This window comes from Pseudomonas sp. 18.1.10 (genome assembly GCF_024655625.1).
Classification (GTDB): domain Bacteria; phylum Pseudomonadota; class Gammaproteobacteria; order Pseudomonadales; family Pseudomonadaceae; genus Aquipseudomonas.
This window is the reverse complement of the sequence record NZ_JANLGL010000119.1, coordinates 1-18,409: the sequence shown is the minus strand read 5'-3', so window position 1 is coordinate 18,409 and position 18,409 is coordinate 1. Positions and strand designations below refer to the sequence as shown.

The 18,409-nt window shown below is 63.9% G+C and carries 18 protein-coding genes; 11 read left to right on the top strand and 7 right to left on the bottom strand.

Annotated elements, in window-relative coordinates:
- Positions 1 to 79: 79 nt before the first annotated feature.
- The 7 genes from NUV89_RS19160 to NUV89_RS19130 form a co-directional block, all read right to left on the bottom strand.
- Positions 80 to 418, bottom strand: coding sequence for a Na+/H+ antiporter subunit G (locus tag NUV89_RS19160; RefSeq protein WP_026136444.1), 339 nt, complete (start codon positions 416 to 418; stop codon positions 80 to 82).
- A complete protein-coding gene (locus NUV89_RS19155; RefSeq protein WP_105522735.1) occupies positions 415 to 693 on the bottom strand; it encodes a K+/H+ antiporter subunit F in 279 nt (92 codons plus the stop codon). The genes NUV89_RS19160 and NUV89_RS19155 overlap by 4 nt, the downstream gene beginning before the upstream one ends.
- Positions 690 to 1,178 (bottom strand): Na+/H+ antiporter subunit E, encoded by a 489-nt coding sequence (locus NUV89_RS19150; protein ID WP_257782543.1) that lies wholly within the window; start codon positions 1,176 to 1,178, stop codon positions 690 to 692. The genes NUV89_RS19155 and NUV89_RS19150 overlap by 4 nt, the downstream gene beginning before the upstream one ends.
- Entirely contained in the window at positions 1,175 to 2,857 is a 1,683-nt protein-coding gene (locus NUV89_RS19145) for a monovalent cation/H+ antiporter subunit D (protein WP_257782542.1), read from the bottom strand. The genes NUV89_RS19150 and NUV89_RS19145 overlap by 4 nt, the downstream gene beginning before the upstream one ends.
- The gene (locus NUV89_RS19140; RefSeq protein ID WP_003192163.1) at positions 2,854 to 3,198 is read right to left on the bottom strand and encodes a Na+/H+ antiporter subunit C; all 345 of its coding nucleotides are present in this window, start codon (positions 3,196 to 3,198) and stop codon (positions 2,854 to 2,856) included. Before NUV89_RS19140 ends, NUV89_RS19145 begins: the two co-directional genes overlap by 4 nt.
- The gene (locus tag NUV89_RS19135; protein ID WP_257782541.1) at positions 3,198 to 6,119 is read right to left on the bottom strand and encodes a monovalent cation/H+ antiporter subunit A; all 2,922 of its coding nucleotides are present in this window, start codon (positions 6,117 to 6,119) and stop codon (positions 3,198 to 3,200) included. Before NUV89_RS19135 ends, NUV89_RS19140 begins: the two co-directional genes overlap by 1 nt.
- A gap of 243 nt (positions 6,120 to 6,362) precedes the next feature.
- Positions 6,363 to 7,292: a DMT family transporter gene (locus NUV89_RS19130; protein ID WP_257782540.1), complete on the bottom strand. Its 930-nt coding sequence runs from the start codon at positions 7,290 to 7,292 to the stop codon at positions 6,363 to 6,365.
- Between the two features lie 92 nt (positions 7,293 to 7,384).
- Between NUV89_RS19130 and NUV89_RS19125 the strand changes: the two genes are divergently transcribed.
- From NUV89_RS19125 to NUV89_RS19075, 11 genes are all read left to right on the top strand, one after another.
- Positions 7,385 to 7,948: a helix-turn-helix domain-containing protein gene (locus NUV89_RS19125; RefSeq protein WP_257782539.1), complete on the top strand. Its 564-nt coding sequence runs from the start codon at positions 7,385 to 7,387 to the stop codon at positions 7,946 to 7,948.
- Positions 7,949 to 8,102: 154 nt separating this feature from the next.
- Positions 8,103 to 9,299 (top strand): SfnB family sulfur acquisition oxidoreductase, encoded by a 1,197-nt coding sequence (locus NUV89_RS19120; protein WP_257782538.1) that lies wholly within the window; start codon positions 8,103 to 8,105, stop codon positions 9,297 to 9,299.
- A 12-nt stretch (positions 9,300 to 9,311) separates the two neighbouring features.
- Complete coding sequence (locus NUV89_RS19115) at positions 9,312 to 9,638, top strand: acyl-CoA dehydrogenase (protein ID WP_207043538.1); 327 nt, start codon at positions 9,312 to 9,314, stop codon at positions 9,636 to 9,638.
- The gene (locus tag NUV89_RS19110; RefSeq protein ID WP_257782537.1) at positions 9,638 to 11,017 is read left to right on the top strand and encodes an LLM class flavin-dependent oxidoreductase; all 1,380 of its coding nucleotides are present in this window, start codon (positions 9,638 to 9,640) and stop codon (positions 11,015 to 11,017) included. The genes NUV89_RS19115 and NUV89_RS19110 overlap by 1 nt, the downstream gene beginning before the upstream one ends.
- A gap of 183 nt (positions 11,018 to 11,200) precedes the next feature.
- Positions 11,201 to 12,100, top strand: a complete 900-nt coding sequence (locus NUV89_RS19105; RefSeq protein WP_257782536.1) for an AMP-binding protein — start codon at positions 11,201 to 11,203, stop codon at positions 12,098 to 12,100.
- Positions 12,097 to 12,867: an ABC transporter ATP-binding protein gene (locus NUV89_RS19100; protein WP_257782535.1), complete on the top strand. Its 771-nt coding sequence runs from the start codon at positions 12,097 to 12,099 to the stop codon at positions 12,865 to 12,867. Before NUV89_RS19105 ends, NUV89_RS19100 begins: the two co-directional genes overlap by 4 nt.
- Positions 12,867 to 13,748, top strand: coding sequence for a branched-chain amino acid ABC transporter permease (locus tag NUV89_RS19095; protein WP_257782534.1), 882 nt, complete (start codon positions 12,867 to 12,869; stop codon positions 13,746 to 13,748). The genes NUV89_RS19100 and NUV89_RS19095 overlap by 1 nt, the downstream gene beginning before the upstream one ends.
- A 4-nt stretch (positions 13,749 to 13,752) precedes the next feature.
- Positions 13,753 to 14,802, top strand: coding sequence for a branched-chain amino acid ABC transporter permease (locus NUV89_RS19090; protein ID WP_257782533.1), 1,050 nt, complete (start codon positions 13,753 to 13,755; stop codon positions 14,800 to 14,802).
- Between the two features lie 19 nt (positions 14,803 to 14,821).
- Entirely contained in the window at positions 14,822 to 16,162 is a 1,341-nt protein-coding gene (locus NUV89_RS19085; protein ID WP_257782532.1) for an ABC transporter substrate-binding protein, read from the top strand.
- 3 nt (positions 16,163 to 16,165) lie between these two features.
- On the top strand, positions 16,166 to 16,933 hold the full coding sequence (locus tag NUV89_RS19080; RefSeq protein ID WP_257782531.1) for an ABC transporter ATP-binding protein: 768 nt from the start codon (positions 16,166 to 16,168) through the stop codon (positions 16,931 to 16,933).
- A 12-nt stretch (positions 16,934 to 16,945) separates the two neighbouring features.
- Positions 16,946 to 18,340: an FAD/NAD(P)-binding protein gene (locus NUV89_RS19075; RefSeq protein ID WP_257782530.1), complete on the top strand. Its 1,395-nt coding sequence runs from the start codon at positions 16,946 to 16,948 to the stop codon at positions 18,338 to 18,340.
- The last annotated feature ends 69 nt before the right edge of the window (positions 18,341 to 18,409 follow it).

Here is an 18,409-nt window from a genome sequence, read left to right as displayed (position 1 = left end):
CAGTACATGTGTGACTGATACACCGCATTCGCGAGCAAGCCCGCTCCCACATTTTTTTTGACCGTGTTCGCTTCAGAAATCAGCGGCGGCTGCTGACTTCGGCCGGCACATCATCGCCGGCCATACGCTTGCGAAACAGCGCCGTACGCGCCAACAGCAACGTGGTCACCGGCACCGTGATCGACAACAAAATCGGAATCAACCAGCCATGCAACACTGGCCCGGACTTGAGCACCGAAAAGTACACGATCGACGCCAACGCCACACACCACGCCCCCAGCGTCGAGGCCAGCGCCGGCGGGTGCATGCGCTGGAAAAAGTCCTTCATGCGCAGCAAGCCAATCGCGCCAATCAAGGCAAACACGCTGCTCAGCACCAGCAGCACCGCGACGATCACTTCCACCCATAACGGCATCATTCAATCACCTCGCCACGCAGCAGGAATTTGGCCAGGGCAAACGAGCCCACAAAGCCGAACAGCGCAATCAGCAGCGCCGCTTCAAAGTAGGTGTCACTGGCGTAGCGAATGCCCAGCACCAGCATCATCAGCATCGCCAGCATGTACAGGTAGTCCAGCGCCAGTACCCGGTCCTGGGCCGAGGGGCCTTTGAACAGGCGCACCAGGGTCAGCACCATGGCCAGGGAGAACAGGAACAGGCTGAACAGGATCGCATTGGAGAGCAGGGCGCTCATTCGAAGATCTCCATCAGGGGCCGCTCGTAGGTGGTCTTGAAGTGCTCAATAAACTGCGCTTCATCGTCCAGGTCGAACACGTGCAGCAGCAGGATGCTGCGGTCCAGCGCCAGTTCCGACCAGATGGTGCCGGGCACCACCGTGGTAATCATCGACAGCGCAGCGAGGCCGTTGGCGTCGCGCAGGTCCAGGGGGATCTTGATAAAGCGCGAACGCGGTGGGCGTGAGCCGCAGGTCAGCACGCCCCAGGCGACGAGCAGGTTGGACACGATCACATCGCGGCCCACCACGAAGAACAGGCGCAGGATCACCCCAGGGCGGCGGATGCGGATCGGCAGCGGCCGCAGCGGCGCCATCAGCAGCGGCGCCAGAAAACCCAGCACCGCGCCCAGCAGCAGGTTGCCGGGGCTCACGGACAGGTTCAGCACCAGCCACAACAGCCACAGCGCCAGGGACAGCCACGGGGCCGGGAACAGACGCTTCATGGCTGAACCTCCAGCGCGGCGGCTTGGGCTTCAGGGCTTGGCACCGGGCGCGTGGCCATTACCGCCATCACGTAGTGTTCCGGGTTGTTCAGGCTCACGGCGGTGGCTTCGGTGTAGCGCATCAGCGGTTCGGCCTTGAAGGTCAGCAGGATGCTCAGGCCGAGCAGGAAGAAGATCGGCACGCACTCGTAGCGACGCAGCAGCGGCGACGGGCGTTCTTCCGGGGTCCAGAAGCGCTGGATGCCCAGGCGCGCGAAGGCAATCAGCGAGACCAGGCCCGAGAGGATCAGCAGCGTGACCAGGCCCCAGGCCGCCGGACGGATCGGCTCATCGATGCTGACCCCAAGGCCCAGCGGATTGATCAGCGCACTCAACAAGCTCAGCTTGCCGATAAACCCGGACAGCGGCGGCATGCCGATAATCAGCAGCGCGCAGGCAATAAAGCTCAGGCCGAGGAAGGCCATGGTCCACGGAATCACCTGTCCGACCACGGCTTTCTGCTCGTCGTCGAGGTTCACGCCTGGACGCGGGTGCAAGGACTCCATGGCTTTGGGCAGGGCATCGATCTCTTCGTCCAGCGGCAGGTCGTTGGCCGAGCGCGAACGTTCGATCAACTCCGCCAGCAGGAACAGCGCACTCAACGCCAGCGTCGAGCTGACCAGATAAAACAGCGCGCCCGCCGTGAGGCTTGGCTGCGCAAAACCGATGGCCGACAGCAAGATCCCCGCCGACACCAGGATGCTCAAGCTCGCCATGCGTTCCAGGCGCTGCGCCGCCACCATCGCCAGCGCCGCGCAGATGATGGTCGCCATGCCGCCGTACACCAGCCAGTCGCCGCCAAACAGCGCGGATGCACCGGCCTGGCCGGAGAACAGCAGGGTCCACAGGCGCAGCACGGTGTACACGCCGACCTTGGTCATGATCGCAAACATCGCCGCCACCGGCGCACTCGCCGAGGAGTAGGCGGGCGCCAGCCAGAAGTTCAGCGGCCACATGCCGGCCTTGGCCAGGAACGCCGTGGCAAGGATCGCCGCGCCCGCGTGCAGCAGGCCGCGATCGGCCTCGGGTACCAGCGGGATTTTCAGCGCCAGGTCGGCGAAGTTCAGCGTACCGGTGACGCCGTAGATCATCGCCGCGCCAATCAGGAACAGCGACGACGCCAGCAGGTTGATCGCGATGTAATGCAGCCCCGCCGACACCCGCGCGCGGCCCGAGCCGTGCAGCATCAAGCCGTAGGACGCGGCCAGCAGCACCTCGAAGAACACGAACAGGTTGAACAGGTCGGCGGTGAGGAAGGCGCCGTACAGGCCCATCATCTGCACCTGGAACAACGCATGGAAACTGGTGCCCGCACGGTCCCAGCGGGCCATGGCGAACACCAGCGCGCTCACGCCGATGATCCCGGTGAGCACCAGCATCAGCGCCGACAGTTGGTCCACCACCAGCACGATGCCGAACGGCACCTGCCAGTTGCCCGGCAGGTACACGCCAATCGAGCCGGGGCCGCCTTTTTGCGTCCAGTACAGCAGCAGGATCGCAATGCCCAGGCCCAGCACGCTGGAGAACAGGTTGATCTTGGCTTTGAGAGGCCGGCGTTTTTCGCCGAGCATCAGCATCAGCGCGGCGGTCAGCAGCGGCAGCAGGATCGGCGCGATAATCAGTTGGTTCACCCAATTCATTCCTTGGGCTCCCGGCCGTCAACGTGGTCGGTGCCGGTCAGGCCCCGGGAGGCGAGCAGCACCACCAGGAACAACGCGGTCATGGCAAAGCTGATGACGATGGCCGTGAGCACCAGGGCCTGGGGCAGCGGGTCGGTGTAGTTGAGCAGGTCTTGCGGCACGCCGTCCTTGATGATCGGCTCCTTGCCGATAAACAGGCTGCCCATGCTGAAAATGAACAGGTTGACCCCATACGACAACAGGCACAGGCCCATCACCACCTGGAATGTCCGCGGCCGCAGGATCAGCCACACGCCGGAGGCTGCGAGCACTCCGATGGCAATTGCGATGACTTCTTCCATCAGGCCGCTCCTTCCGTTGCGGCAACCACTTTGGCCTGGTTGCTGGGTTTATGGGCACGCACCGATTGGTGGCCGAGGGCGGTGAGCATCAGCAGCGTCGAACCGACGACCATGGCGTACACGCCAACGTCGAAGAACAGCGCGCTGGCCACATGAATGTCGCCCAGCACCGGCAGGCTGAAATGCCAGGTGTGGGTGGTCAGGAACGGGTAGCCGACAAACAGCGCGCCCAGCCCGGTGAGGGTTGCCGAGAGCAGGCCGAAGCCCATCCAGCGCATCGGCCGCAGGCTCATCTGCGCCTCGACCCACTGCGTACCGGCGACCATGTATTGCAGGATAAACGCCACCGACATCACCAGCCCGGCGACAAACCCGCCGCCCGGTTGGTTGTGGCCGCGCATGAACAGGTAGAACGACACCACCAGCGCAATCGGCAGCAGCAGGCGCACCAGCACCGCTGGCACCATCATGAAGCCCAATGCGGTGTCGCTGGCCTGGCGCGGGTTGACCAGGTCGGTGGCCACGTCCGGCGCCAGTTGGCGCTGTTGCGCGGGCAGTTGCATGCTCTCTTTCGATGGGCGGAAGCGCCGCAGCAGGGCGTACACCGTCAGCGCCACGGCGCCGAGCACGGTGATTTCGCCGAGGGTGTCGAAGCCACGGAAGTCCACCAGCATCACGTTGACCACATTGCTGCCGCCGCCTTCGGGCAGGGCGCGGCTCAAGTAGAACGAGGAGATATCGTTGGGCGTCTGGCGCGTGAGCATGGCGTAGGACAGCAGTGCCATGCCGCCACCGACCACGGTGGACAGCAGGAAGTCCCGCAGGCGGCGAATACGTGCCTTGCGCAAGGAGCTTGGCAGTGGCGAGACGTCTTCGATCCGCCGTGGCAACCAGCGCAGGCCCAGCAGGATCAGCACGGTGGTGACCACTTCCACCACCAGTTGGGTCAACGCCAGGTCCGGCGCCGAGAACCACACGAAGGTGATGCAAGTCATCAGGCCGCACACGCTGACCATGGTCAGGGCCGCCAGCCGGTGGTACTTGGCTTGCCAGGCGGCGCCGAGGGCGCAGGCAATCGCCAGCAGCCACAGGGTGACGAACACGATGGAACCGGGGATCTTCGGCCGGTCGCCCCAGCTGAGGCTGCTGTGCAGCATCGGGATCAAGCCGGCAATGACCGCCGCCAGCACCAGCAGGAACAGCTGGGTTTGCAGGCGTTTGGTGCTGATGAGCCGCTCGATCTTGCGCGTGCCACGCATCAACACCACCAGGCAGCGCTCGAAGCCGCGCTTGCCGTTGAAGTAGCTGATGACGGGCGGGTACTTGAAGCGCCCGCGCTTGAGTTGCTTGCGCAGCAACAGATAGAGGATCACGCCACAGGTCATGGCCACCAGGCTCATTATCATCGGCGCGTTCCAGCCGTGCCAGATCGCCAGGCTGTATTCCGGCAGCACGCCGCCCACCACCGGCAGGGCGGCAGCAGCGAGGATCGAACCGACCATCTGCGCCGGGAAGATCCCCACCAGCAGGCAGGTGAACACCAGCAGCTCGACCGGCGCGCGCATCCAGCGCGGCGGTTCGTGTGGGGTGTGGGGCAGGTTGGTGGCGGTGGGGCCGAAGAACACATCCACCGTGAAGCGCAGCGCATAGGCCACGCTGAATGTACCGGCGATGGTGGCGATGACCGGCAGGGTGATTTCCACCCATTTGGTCGCCGAGATAAACACGGTTTCGGCGAAGAACATCTCTTTGGACAGGAAACCGTTCAGCAGCGGCACGCCGGCCATGGACGCACTGGCGACCATCGCCAGGGTCGCGGTAAACGGGATCAGGCGCACCAGGCCACTGAGCTTGCGAATGTCGCGGGTGCCGCTTTCGTGGTCGATGATGCCCGCCGCCATGAACAGCGACGCCTTGAACGTGGCGTGGTTGAGGATATGAAACACCGCTGCGACCGCGGCCAGCGGGCTGTTGAGGCCCAGCAGCAAGGTGATAAGCCCGAGGTGGCTGATGGTGGAATAGGCCAGCAGGCCCTTGAGGTCGTTCTGGAACATGGCGCAGTAAGCGCCGAGGAGGAGGGTGATCGCGCCGGCACCGCCGACGATATAGAACCATTCTTCGCTGCCGGACAGCGACGGCCACAGGCGGGCCAGCAGGAACACGCCGGCCTTCACCATCGTTGCCGAGTGCAGGTACGCCGAGACCGGCGTGGGTGCCGCCATCGCGTGGGGCAGCCAGAAGTGGAACGGGAACTGCGCGCTTTTGCTCAGGGCGCCGATCAGCACCAGGGCGAGCATGATCGGGTACAGCGCGTGGGCGCGGATCTGCTCGCCCGCCGCCAGCACGAGGTCGAGGTCATAGCTGCCGACGATATGCCCCAGCAGCATCACGCCCGCCAGCAGGCACAGGCCGCCCGCGCCGGTGACCATCAACGCCATGTACGCGCCGCGTCGCGCATCGGCGCGGTGGTGCCAGTAGCCGATCAACAGGAACGAGAACAGGCTGGTCAGTTCCCAGAAGAACACGATCTGGATCAGGTTGCCGGAGATCACCAGGCCGAGCATGGCGCCCATGAACGCCAGGAAAAACGCAAAGAAGCGCGGCACCGGGTCATCCGGCGACATGTAGTAACGCGCATACAGCGACACCAGCGTGCCGATGCCCAGCACCAGCATCGAGAACAGCCAGGCAAACCCGTCCATGCGCAACACGAAGTTCAAGCCCAGGCTGGGCAACCACATGAATTCTTCGCGGATCACGCCACCGTGGGCGATCTGGGGGTAGAGCAGGGCGACTTGAATGGTGCCGACCAGGGCCACAAGGCCGGCCAGCAGGGATTCGGTGTTACGTGCGTTATGCGGCAGCAAAGCCGCCAGACAGCTGCCGATAAAAGGCAGAAGCAGTAGAACTATCAGGGACATAGGCTTCTAATCTGCGGGAGTTTGGGATGCATCATACGTGCCGCTTTCTCGATCACCAAACGGCAAGATGTGGCAGGATCCTACAAGGTAAGCCGAAAACGCCCATTTAGCATTGTTTACAGACGCCACCTTCACGTGTGGGAGCGGGCTTGCTCGCGAATGCAGGCTGCCATTCAACAAAGGTGTTGGCTGATCCACCGCTTTCGCGAGCAAGCCCGCTCCCACACTTGACCGAGTCGGGACTTACCCCTGTCGTTCCTGCTCGAGCTCTTCTTCCGACGCCACCGCCTTCTGCCCCTTGGTCTTCATCTCACTCACAATCACCGCCGCCACAATCAACGCCGCCCCCAGCATCGCAATCGGCGGGAAGCGCTCGCCCGCAATCCGCCCAACCACTCCAGCCCACACCGGCTCCCCGGCATAAATCAACGTAGCCCGCGTCGGTGAAACACTCTGCTGCGCCCAGTTCATCGCGACCTGTATCACCGCGCTGGTCAAGCCCAACCCCACCGCGCTGAACAGCAGCAACCAGGAGAACCCCGGCAATGCTTCGCCCATCGGCACCACCATCATGAACGACAGCACCGACGCGGTAGCCAGCTGCACCACGGTGACCCGGCGTACATCCACTTGCCCGGCATAGGCGCCGATCAAAATGATTTCCGCCGCTATGGCAATCGCACCAATCAGGGTGGCGATCTCCCCCGGGCTGAAATTCAGCGAAGCCCCCGCCGGCCCGGTCAGCAACATCAACCCGGTAAACGCAAGCATGATGCCAATGCTCGGCATCAACCCCGGGCGACGGCCCAGCACCAACCATTGCAGCAGCGGCACGAAGGGTACATATAGAGCCGTGATAAACGCCGACTGGCTGCTGAGGATGGTCTGCAAGCCAATGGTCTGCAAACCGTAGCCAAACATGATCGCCACGCCGATAAACACCCCGGCCTTGAACTCGAACAGCGTCAGGTCGCGCAGGGTGCGCAGGGAAAAGAAGCCGACCACAATCGCCGCCGCGGCAAAGCGCAGGCCCACGAAAAACATCGGCCCGCTGACGGTCATGGCGTGTTGCACCAGCAAAAAGGTGCCGCCCCAGATCATGGTGATGACCACCAGGATGCATTCGGCTTTGCTGAAACGGTTGAAACGCGAGGGGGATTTGGCGGCAGTCATGGCGGCTCGGTCTTGCAAGGGAAAGGCACGGACCGCACAATGCGCCGCACGCTGGGCAGTATACTGCGCACACCCACCCATTGAGCAATATAGTGCACAAAGAAAATCCGCAACGGGCCTCGGTCCTGCAGCACGTCAGCCAGAACGTCCGTCGCCTGCGTCATGCCGCCGACTTGAGCCAGACCGCGCTCTCGGAAAAATCCGGGGTCAGCCGGCGCATGCTGGTGGCCATCGAAGCGGGGGAGAAGAATGTCAGCCTGTCCACCCTCGACCGCGTGGCCGAAGCCTTGGACGTGGCGTTCAGCGACCTGATCCAGGCCCCGGACGTGCGTGACCACAGCCGCATCAACGAACTGGCCTGGGCAGGGGAGATCGACGGCAGCAAGGCGGTATTGCTGGCCAAGGCCACGGCACGGCGGGAAGTCGAACTGTGGGAGTGGCGCCTGGAGCCCGGTGATCGGTACTGCCCGGACCCAGACCTTGAAGGTTGGAGCGAGCAGCTGTTTGTGTTCGAGGGCAGCTTGACGTTGGTCGTGGCCGGTATGGAAAACAGCATCGGCGCCGGTGAGTTCTTTATGTTTGCCAGCCACCAGCAGCACGTCTATCGCAATGATGGGGATGTGGCGGTGCGCTTTATCCGCAACGTGGTGATCTAACTGTTCGCCATGCAACAGCAGATGCACACTTTGCTGGTTCAGCACGCTGTCCATCAGCCTGTTTATTCGGCAACTCGCTGATTCTATTGGCGATTAAATTCAGGCACGACTCCTGCAATCACTCCGTTATCCCATCGGAGCCTGGAGTCGGCCCATGTCTGCCCACCCTTTACACCCTGCCCATATCATCCGCTCGGACGCGGAAGCCATCGACGTCGCCACGCGCCTGGCGGCCCGTTTTGCCGTCGAGGCCAGTGAGCGCGACCGTGAGCGGCGCTTGCCCATTGCCGAGCTCGACGAATTTTCCGCCAGCGGCTTGTGGGGCATCACTATTCCCAAGGTCTACGGCGGCGCCGAGGTGTCCTATGTGACGGTGGCCGAGGTTATCAAGTTGATCTCCGCTGCCGACCCGTCGTTGGGGCAGATCCCGCAGAACCACTTGGGCGTGGTGGACATCCTGTTGCAAACCGCCACCGAAGAGCAAAAACGTCACTACTTCGGCAAGGTTCTGGCCGGTTACCGCTTCGGCAACGCCTTTTCCGAAGCCAAGAGCAAAAACGCCGGCACCTTCGACACGCAGATCCGCTTCCACGGCGACACCGCGCACATCAACGGCGAGAAGTTCTACTGCACTGGCGCGTTGTTCGCCCATATCGTGCCCACCGTCGGCAACAACGAACAGGACCAGGCCTTTATCGCGTTCATCGAGCGCGATGCCCAAGGCTTGAACGTGATCGACAGCTGGGACGGCTTCGGCCAGCGCACCACCGCCAGTGGCGGCGTGACCTTGGATGGCGTGACCGTGCCGCGCAGTGCCGTGATCCCGGCCCACTTGGCGTTTGACCAACCCACTGCCAACGGCCCGATTTCGCAGATTATCCAGGCGGCCGTCGATACCGGCATCGCCCTCGGCGCCCTGGAGCACGCGAAAATCCACGCCCGCCAAGCGCGCCCGTGGATCGACAGCCAGCAGGAGCACGGCTGGCAAGACCCGTTCACCATCGCCGCCATCGGTGACCTGCAATGGCGCGTGCACGGCACCGAAGCCATCCTCGCCAAAGCGGGGGAAGCCGTGGACCGCGCCCTCGCCGAACCGAGCGAAGACACGGTGGCCCACGCCTCACTGGTCGTCGCCCAGGCCAAAGTGCTGTCCGCCGAAACCGCCTTGCTCGCCAGCAGCAAGCTGTTCGAACTGGCCGGCACCCGCTCGGTCACCGGCAAGCACAACCTCGACCGCTTCTGGCGCAACGCGCGCACCCACACCCTGCACGACCCGGCCCGCTGGAAGTACCACCTGATCGGCAACTTCGTGCTCAACGGCGTGAAGCCCGCGCGCCACGCCTGGAACTGAGGAGCTGCAACCATGACCGCCCTGAACCTTGCCCGCCAACTGCTGGACAGCACCCGCCGCCATGTCGAAACCAGCACCGACCCCTACGTAATCAGCCGCTTCGGCGACTTGCAGATCCGCGTCGACGTGGCCGCCGCCTTGCTCGAACGCGCCGCAACCCACCCAAGCCCCGTCGCCGCCACCGAAGCGCAGATCGCCGCCGCCGAAGCCTTGATCGCCGCCAGCAACGCCGAGTTCGAACTGACCGGCCAACGCACCGCGCTGCCCTCGACCCTGGATGATCCGCTGCGCGCCAAGTACCAGATCGTCGGCAACTACCACCTCAACGGAGTGCTGTGATGGCCCGTGAAATCCGCTTGAATGCCTTCGACATGAACTGCGTCGGGCACCAATCCCCCGGCCTGTGGGCACACCCGCGCGACCGTTCGTGGCAGTACAAGGACCTGGAATACTGGACCGACCTGGCCAAAATTCTTGAGCGCGGCAAGTTCGACGGCCTGTTTATCGCCGATGTGCTGGGCATCTACGACGTGTACAACGGCAACGGCGACGCGGCGATTCGCCAGGCCACGCAAGTGCCGGTCAACGACCCGCTGTCGCTGATCGCGCCGATGGCCCTGGTCACCGAACACCTGGGGTTTGGCCTCACGGCCTCGCTGTCGTTTGAGCACCCGTATCCGTTTGCCCGTCGCCTGTCGACGCTGGATCACCTGACCAAGGGCCGCATCGGCTGGAACATCGTCACCTCCTACCTGGAAAGCGGCGCGAAGAACCTCGGCCAGAAAGCCCAGACCGAACACGACGCGCGCTACGACTACGCCGAGGAATACCTGGAGGTTTGCTACAAGCTCTGGGAAGGCAGTTGGGAGGAGGGCGCCGTGGTGCGCGACCGTGAGCGGCGGATTTTCAGCGACCCGAGCAAAATCCACGAGATCCGCCACGTCGGCAAACACTTCCAGGTGCCTGGCATTCACCTGTGCGAACCGTCGCCGCAACGTACACCCGTGCTGTACCAGGCCGGCGCGTCGAGCCGTGGCAAGCAGTTCGCCGCCGCACAGGCCGAGTGCGTGTTTGTCGCCGCGCCGTCCAAGGTGCTGCTGAAAAAGACCGTCGCCGACATCCGCCGCAGCGCTGCTGAAGCCGGGCGCGATCCGAAGAAAATCCTGATCTTCAACTTGCAGACCGTAATCGTCGGTGAGACCGACGCGCAGGCCAAGGCCAAGTTCGATGAATACAAATCCTACGTCAGCTACGAAGGCGCGATGGCGCTGATCTCCGGCTGGACCGGTATTGATTTCAGCCAGTTCAAGCCGGATGAACCGCTCAAGCATGTGCACACCAATGCGATCCAGTCGGCGGTGGAAGCGTTTTCCACGGCGGATCCGAACAAAGTGTGGACGCCCAATGAACTGGCCGATTGGGTGGGCATTGGTGGTTTTGGCCCGTTGTTCGTCGGCGGCCCTGAGACCGTGGCGGACCTGTTGCAGGAATGGGTGGAGGACACCGATGTGGACGGCTTCAACCTGGCGTACGCATTGACCCACGAGACCTTTATCGACGCGGTGGAGTTGCTGGTGCCGGAGTTGCAGAAGCGCGGTGTGTACAAGACCGAGTACGCCCAGGGCACGTTGCGCGAGAAGTTGTTTGGCGACGGCGCGCGCTTAGGCGCCAACCACCCCGGCGCCAGCTACCGCGACCTCAAGGCCACCACCCTCTAACAGACACACCTCGATCAATGTGGGAGCTGGCTTGCCTGCGATAGCGGTGGGTCAGCTACAAATGCATCGACTGACAGTCTGCCATCGCAGGCAAGCCAGCTCCCACAGTTGATCTTCATTGTTTGATGTATATCGGCCAGCGGACCACCGCACGCACACCCCACTAATAGGAGCATTACCCCTATGAGCGTGCACGAACTAAAACGCCCGCTGGCCGTGGAATGGCCTGCCGAACGGCTCGACAACCTGCCCAAGGCCCTCGAGCAACTGCACCACTGGGCGCAGATCACGCCTCTGCATACCGCCCTGCGCCACAAACGCCAGGGCCAGTGGTATGCGTGGCGCTGGATCGACGCCTTGCGTGACGTCGAGCGCCTGGCCGATGGCTTGCGCCAGCAGGGTTTCAACGAGCAATCGCGCTTGGCCTTGAGCGGTGCGTTTGAGCCGAACCTGTTGCTGCTGGCCCTGGCCGCCGAATCCATCGGCGGGCAAGTGCTGACCCTGGCCGATGACCTGGAGGCGGAAGCGCTGCAGCACCATCTATGGCGTATCCGCCCCAGCCATTCTTATGTGCAAGGCCGTCAGCAACGGCACTGGGCGTCCGCCAACCCGCTGGATTTCGTCCAGTTGCTCGGCCCGGTCGACCCTGCGCAGCACCTCGCTCGCTGGTGGCAACCCTCTGGCGAAACCGCCTTGTGGAGCGAAGAGGGCACCCATTGGCAAGGCGGCCTGGCGGTGCTGCTGGAGCAATGGCTCAACACCGGCCACGGCCTGGCCTTCCCGGAAAGCCTGGCCTCCGCGCAGCGCGATCGCCGTGAGGTCGCGCCCACCGGCTTGCTGTTGTCTGCCGAGCGCTTGCAGCACCTTGCGGATGAAATCGAAAGCCGCCTCGCTCCCCACGGCACCTGGCGCCGACGCCTGTGCGACTGGGCCATCGCCCACCCGCAAAGCGGCCTGCGGCGCCTGCTGAAAAACCGCGTGCGCAAACTGCTCGGCTTCCAACGCCTGGCTTACATCTGGCAACCCCTCAAGGCCACCCCTTCACCGGTGTGGCTGGCCGAATTCAAACGGGACATCGCATGAGCCAAGCCATTCTCCAGGTGCGGGATATCTCGCTGTCGTTCAAGGGGGTCAAGGCGATCAACGCCTTGTCCTTCGACGTGGCACGCGGCGAGATCTGCGCGCTGATCGGGCCCAACGGGGCGGGCAAGAGTTCGTTGCTCAATGTGCTCAACGGCGTGTACCGCTTCGACGCCGGCGAGATCGTCTTCGAAGACCAGCACTTCCACCGCATCGACCCGCTGGGCGCAGCGCGCCGGGGCATCGGCCGCACGTTCCAGAACAACGCGCTGTTCAAGAAGATGAGCGTGCTCGACAACATCCTCACCGGCCTGTCGCGCCATCAGCGCAGCAGCTTTATCGAACACGCCCTCGGCTTGCCCCGCGCGCGCCGCGAGGCCGACGCCTTCCGCGTGCGCGCCCAAGGCATTCTCGAATTTCTCGAGCTGCAAGCGCACCGCGATGTGCTGGTGGGCAACCTGTCCTACGGCCTGCAAAAGCGCGTGGAGTTGGGCCGCGCCTTGATCGCCGGGCCGAGCCTGCTGCTGCTGGATGAGCCCATGGCCGGGATGAACGCCGAGGAAAAACAGGAAATGGCGCGCTTCGTCGCCGACGTCAACCGCGACCTCGGCACCACCGTGGTGTTGATCGAACACGACATCGGCGTGGTCATGGGCCTGTCCCACCATGTAGTGGTGCTCGACTACGGGCGCAAGGTCGGCGACGGCACACCCGCCGAGGTCCAGGCCGACCCCGACGTGATCGCGGCCTACCTGGGAGTGGCGCACTGATGACGTTCTTTCTGGAAACCCTGCTCGGCGGCCTGCTCGCCGGCACCATGTACTCGCTGGTCGCCATCGGCTTTGTGCTGATCTACAAGGCCAGCGGCGTGTTCAATTTTGCCCAGGGCGCGATGCTGCTGTTCGCCGCGCTGACCTTTGTCAGCCTGCACGACCAGGGCGTGCCGTTTGCCCTGGCGCTGTTGCTGACGGTGTTCGTGATGATCGCTGGCGCGCTGCTGATCGAACGCCTGGTGCTGCGGCCCCTGGTCAACCGTTCGCAGATCACCTTGTTCATGGCCACGCTGGGCCTGTCGTTCATTATCGAAGGCCTCGCCCAAGGCTTGATGGGCTCGCAGGTGCGCGCCTTGGATTTGGGCATCGACGACGTGCCGCTGTTTGTCGGCCCGCTGATGCTCAGCCAGTTCGACCTGATTGCGGCCGCCGCCGCAGTGGTGCTGGTGACGGTGCTGGCGCTGCTGTTCAACAAGACCCGCATCGGTGTGTCGCTGCGCGCGGTGGCGGATGACACCACGGCGGCGCTGTCCATTGGCATCAACCTCAACCGCATCTGGCAGATCGTCTGGGCGGTGGCTGGCATCGTCGGGCTGGTCGCCGGGCTGCTGTGGGGCGCGCGCCAGGGCGTGCAGTTCTCGCTGTCGCTGGTGGTGCTCAAGGCCCTGCCGGTGCTGATTATCGGCGGCTTTACCTCGATTGGCGGGGCAATTGTCGGCGGGCTGATTGTCGGCGCGGCCGAGAACCTCGCCGAGGTGTATATCGGCCCGCTGATCGGCGGCGGCATCACGCCGTGGTTTGCCTACGTACTGGCCTTGGCCTTCCTGTATATCCGCCCCGCCGGCCTGTTCGGCGAGCGCGCCATCGAGCGAGTCTGAAACCATGTCGATTCCTGTTGCGCAAGAAACCGCGCCGTTGTTGCTGATCCAGCGGCGCATCCCGTGGGGCCTGCTGGGTCTGTTGGCGCTGGCATTCATCGTGGTGCCGCTGTGGGGCAATGACTATTGGCTGAACGCGATCTTGATTCCGTTCCTGGTGCTGTCCCTGGCCGGGCTGGGTCTGAACCTGTTAACCGGCTACACCGGGCAAACCTCGGTGGGCGCTGCCGGGTTCATGGCGGTCGGCGCGTTTGCCACCTACGGGTTTTTGCTGCGCCTGCCGGAGCTGGGCTTGCCGGTGGCACTGCTCGGTGGCGGGATCATCAGCGCGTTGGTCGGGCTGCTGTTCGGCTTGCCCAGTTCGCGGATCAAGGGTTTTTACCTGATGGTCACCACGCTGGCCGCGCAGTTCTTTTTGGAATGGCTGTTCGTCAAATTCCCCTGGTTCTACAACTACGGTTCATCCGGGACCATCTCGGCGCCGAAGCTGGCGCTGTTCGGCCATGACCTCAACACGCCGCTGGGCCGTTACCTGCTGACGCTGGTCACGGTGCTGCTGCTGACCTGGACCGCGATCAACCTGGTGCGCAGCCAGGTGGGGCGCAACTGGATGGCGATCCGCGACATGGACACCGCCGCCGCCGTGGTCGGCATCCCGGTGGTGCGCTACAAGCGCCTGGCGTTTGCCGTCAGTTCGTTCTATCTCGGCATCGCCGGCGCGTTGTGGGCCTTTGCCTACCTGGGCACGGCCAGCGCCAGCAGCTTCGATATCAATCGCTCATTCCAGATCCTGTTCATCATCATTATCGGTGGCATGGGCAGCATCGCCGGCAACTTTGTCGGCGCGGCGTTTATCAGTTTGCTGCCGATTTTCCTCAGCCATGCCGGGCAGGCGCTGTTTGGCGGCTCGGTGGATGCGGGGCAGTTGCAGAACCTGCAGAAAATCATCTTTGGCGTGTTGATTATCGTGTTCCTGGTCAAGGAACCCGAGGGTTTGATCCGCCTGTTGCACAACCTGCGTGACCGTGTGCGGCAGTGGCCGCTGCGTTTCTAACTTCCCAAGAGAATCTTCCATGCGTGCATCCTTGAAACGTTCCCTGGCCGGCGCTGCGTTTGCGCTGGCCACCCTGGCCGGTGCTGTCCCCCAGGCAATCGCCTCGCCGGACCAGCAATTCATTCCCCTGGCCACCTACCGCGTCGGCGCCTATGCGTCCAGCGGCGTGCAGGTGTGGGCCGGGATGATCGACTACCTGCGTTATATCAACGAGGTCGAAGGCGGCATCAACGGCGTCAAACTGGTGTGGCAGGAATGCGAGACCGAGTGGACGGCGGAGAAGGGCATCGAGTGCTACGAGCGCTTCAAGAACGGCCTGGACGGCGCGCCGGTCGCGGTGTACCAGCCCAACGGCGCACCGGCGGCGTATGCTCTGAGCGAGCGCGCGGAAGTGGACAAGATCCCGCTTATCACCCTCGGTTACGGGCGCACCGAAGCCACCGACGGCACGGTGTTCCCCTACAACTTCCCGGTGATGCTGACCTTCTACAGCGAGGCTTCGACCCTGGTGAACTACATCGCCCAGCGTGAGGGCGGGTTCGACAAGCTCAAGGGCAAGAAGATCGCCACGGTCTACCACGACTCGGCCTACGGCCGCGAAACCCTCGGCCCGCTGAAGTTGCTGGCGGAAAAATACGGCTTTGAAAATATCCAGATTCCCGTAGCCGACCCGGGCAACGAACAATCCGCACAGTGGCGCCAGGTGCGCCAGGCCAACCCGGACTGGGTGTTCCTGCGCACCTGGGGCGTCTCCACCCCGGTGGCGGTGAAGACCGCCGCGCGCTTCGGCTTCCCGGTGGACCATATCATCGGCGACATCTGGGCCAGCTCCAGCGAAGACGTGTTGCCCGCTGGTGCTGCCGCCAAAGGCTACCTGGCGCTGACGCCATACCCGGCCGGTGCCGAGTTCGAGATCCACAAACGCCTCAAGCAATCCATCCTCGACAAGGGCCACAGCGACCTCAAGGACCTGAAAAACTTCGGCAGCGTCTACTACAACTCCGGCCTGGTGAACGCCGCCGTGGCGGTGGAAGCGATCCGCACCGGCCAGGCCAGGTTCGGCAAGCGCCCACTCAATGGCGAAGAAGGCCGCTGGGGCCTGGAACACCTGAACATCGACGACACGCGCCTCAAGGACATGGGCTACCTGGGCCTGATGCAAAACCTCAAGCTGTCGTGCCGCGACCACGAAGGCGGCGGCTCGGCGCGTGTGCAGCAATGGGACGGCGCCAACTGGACGCTGGTCAGCGAGTGGATCGCTGCCGACCGTGCACTGCTGCGCCCGCTGATCGATGAAAAATCCGCAGCCTTTGCCAAGGAAAAAGGCCTGACGCCGCGCACCTGCACCGGGGATGAATAAACCATGAGCCAGCCCGCCGCTGAATCCGCCAGCCCGTCGCTGTTGGCGGTCAACGACATCGAAGTGATCTACGATGGCGCCATCCTGGCGGTAGCCGGGGTTTCGCTGCACGTACCCAAGGGCGCCATCGTCGCCTTGCTCGGCGCCAATGGCGCCGGCAAGAGCACCACGCTCAAGGCGATCTCCGGGCTGGTGCGCGCTGAGCGGGCCGAGGTCAGCCGTGGGCGCATCGAGTATGCCGGGCGCGACCTGGCCGGCATCGATCCCAGCCAGCGCGTGCGCCAGGGCATGGTCCACGTGCTGGAAGGCCGCCATGTGTTCGGCCAACTCACGGTGGAAGACAACCTGCGCAGCGGCGGCTTTGTGCGACGCCTGAGCCGCAAGGCCTTGGAGCACGACCTGGAACGTATCTACAGCTGGTTCCCGCGGCTGAAGACCAAGCGCCACACCCGCGCCGGGCTCACCTCGGGCGGCGAGCAGCAAATGGTCGCCATCGGCCGGGCGTTGATGACCCGTCCTACTTTGGTACTGCTCGATGAGCCGTCGATGGGTTTGGCGCCTATGATCGTGCAGGAGATCTTTGCGATCATCGCCCAGCTCAACCGCGAACAGCAGGTGAGCTTCCTGATCGCCGAGCAGAACATCAACGTCGCGCTGACCTATGCGTCCCACGGCTACGTGCTGGATACTGGCCGCGTGGCCTTGAGTGGCAGCGCCGCCGAGCTGTTGGCGCGGGGCGATTTGCATGACATTTACCTGGGTAAACAGTAAGGGCGAACAGGCATGACTGAATCCATCCGCAACGCTGATGTGCTGATCGTCGGTGGCGGGCTAAGCGGCACGATGCTCGCGGTGCAATTGCTGCGGTTGCCGGGCACGCGGCAGATCCTGGTGATCGAACCACGCGCCGAGCTGGGCCGTGGCGAGGCCTACAGTGCCGTTGAGCTGGGCCACACGTTGAACGGCAACGCCGCACGCATGAGCGTCGACCCGGACAACGCCGACGACCTGACCCAATGGCTCACCGCCTACATCGGCGCCGGCGGCTGGCCGGAGTCGGACCAGCAACACGTGCCCATCAGCGAGCTGTTCCCGCCCCGCGGGATTTTTGGCCTGTATGCGCAGCAGCGACTGGCCGAGGCCAAGGCGCTGTCGGCGTCCACTGTCGAGCATGTGCGTGGCGAAGGGGTGGATCTGCAAGTGGAGGACGACGGGGTGTTATTGACCCTCGCGGATGGCCAGCAACTGCGCGGCGCCTTTGCGGTATTGGCCACTGGCATGTTCCCGGCGGCGCGTACACCACAGACGCAATCCAGTGGCTTGAACGCAGCGGCGGTCGATCCCTGGGATGTGCAGGCCATGACGCAGATTGACCCGCAGGCCAGCGTGCTGATTATCGGTTCCGGGCTGACCATGGTCGATGCCGTGGTCTCGCTGGAACAGGCCGGCCATCGTGGGCCTATCGAGATTTTTTCCCGCCATGGCCTGTTGCCCCATGTGCGTCGGCAGCCGCCGGGCTGGGTGGATTTTCTCGCCGAGGACCACAGCCTGCGCAGCCCTCGGCAACTGCTGCGCGAAGTGCGTCGCCAATGCCGCATCGCGCAGGCGCAGGGCATCGATTGGCAGGCGCCGCTGGACACCGTGCGCGCGCATATCGGTCGGTTGTGGAGCCAGGCCAGCGAACGGGAAAAACGTCAGTTCGTACGCCATGTGCGGCCCTGGTGGGAAAGCCATCACCACCGCTCGCCGCCGTTGAGCGCGCAGTTGGTGGCGCGGTTGCATGAAGCGGGGCGGTTGCGGATTCGGGCGGCGTCGTTCAAGGGCTTGGAACCGTCGCCGCAAGGCGTGAGCATTCGCTTGCGCCATCGCGGCGAGCAGGCGATCACGCGGGTGTCGGGCGCGGCGCTGGTCAACTCCAGCGGCATCGAATACGACTGGCGCCGCGTGGCCCGGCCATTGCCGCAGCAACTGCTCAAGCGCGGGCTGATCCAGCCCGGGCCGTTGGCACTGGGGATTGCCGCGGATGCCAGTGGGGCGGTGGTGGATGCGCAGGGGCGGGTCAGTCGGCGGTTGTTTGCCATGGGGCCGCCGTTGAGGGGGCTTTGGTGGGAGAGTACAGCGGTGACGGACGTGGCACTGCAAGCCAAAGCGCTGGCCCTGAAGCTGGCAAAAATCTAACTGTGGAGTGGGGCTTGTGTGGGAGCGGGCTTGCTCGCGAATGCGGTGTGTCAGTCAAAGATGTATCCA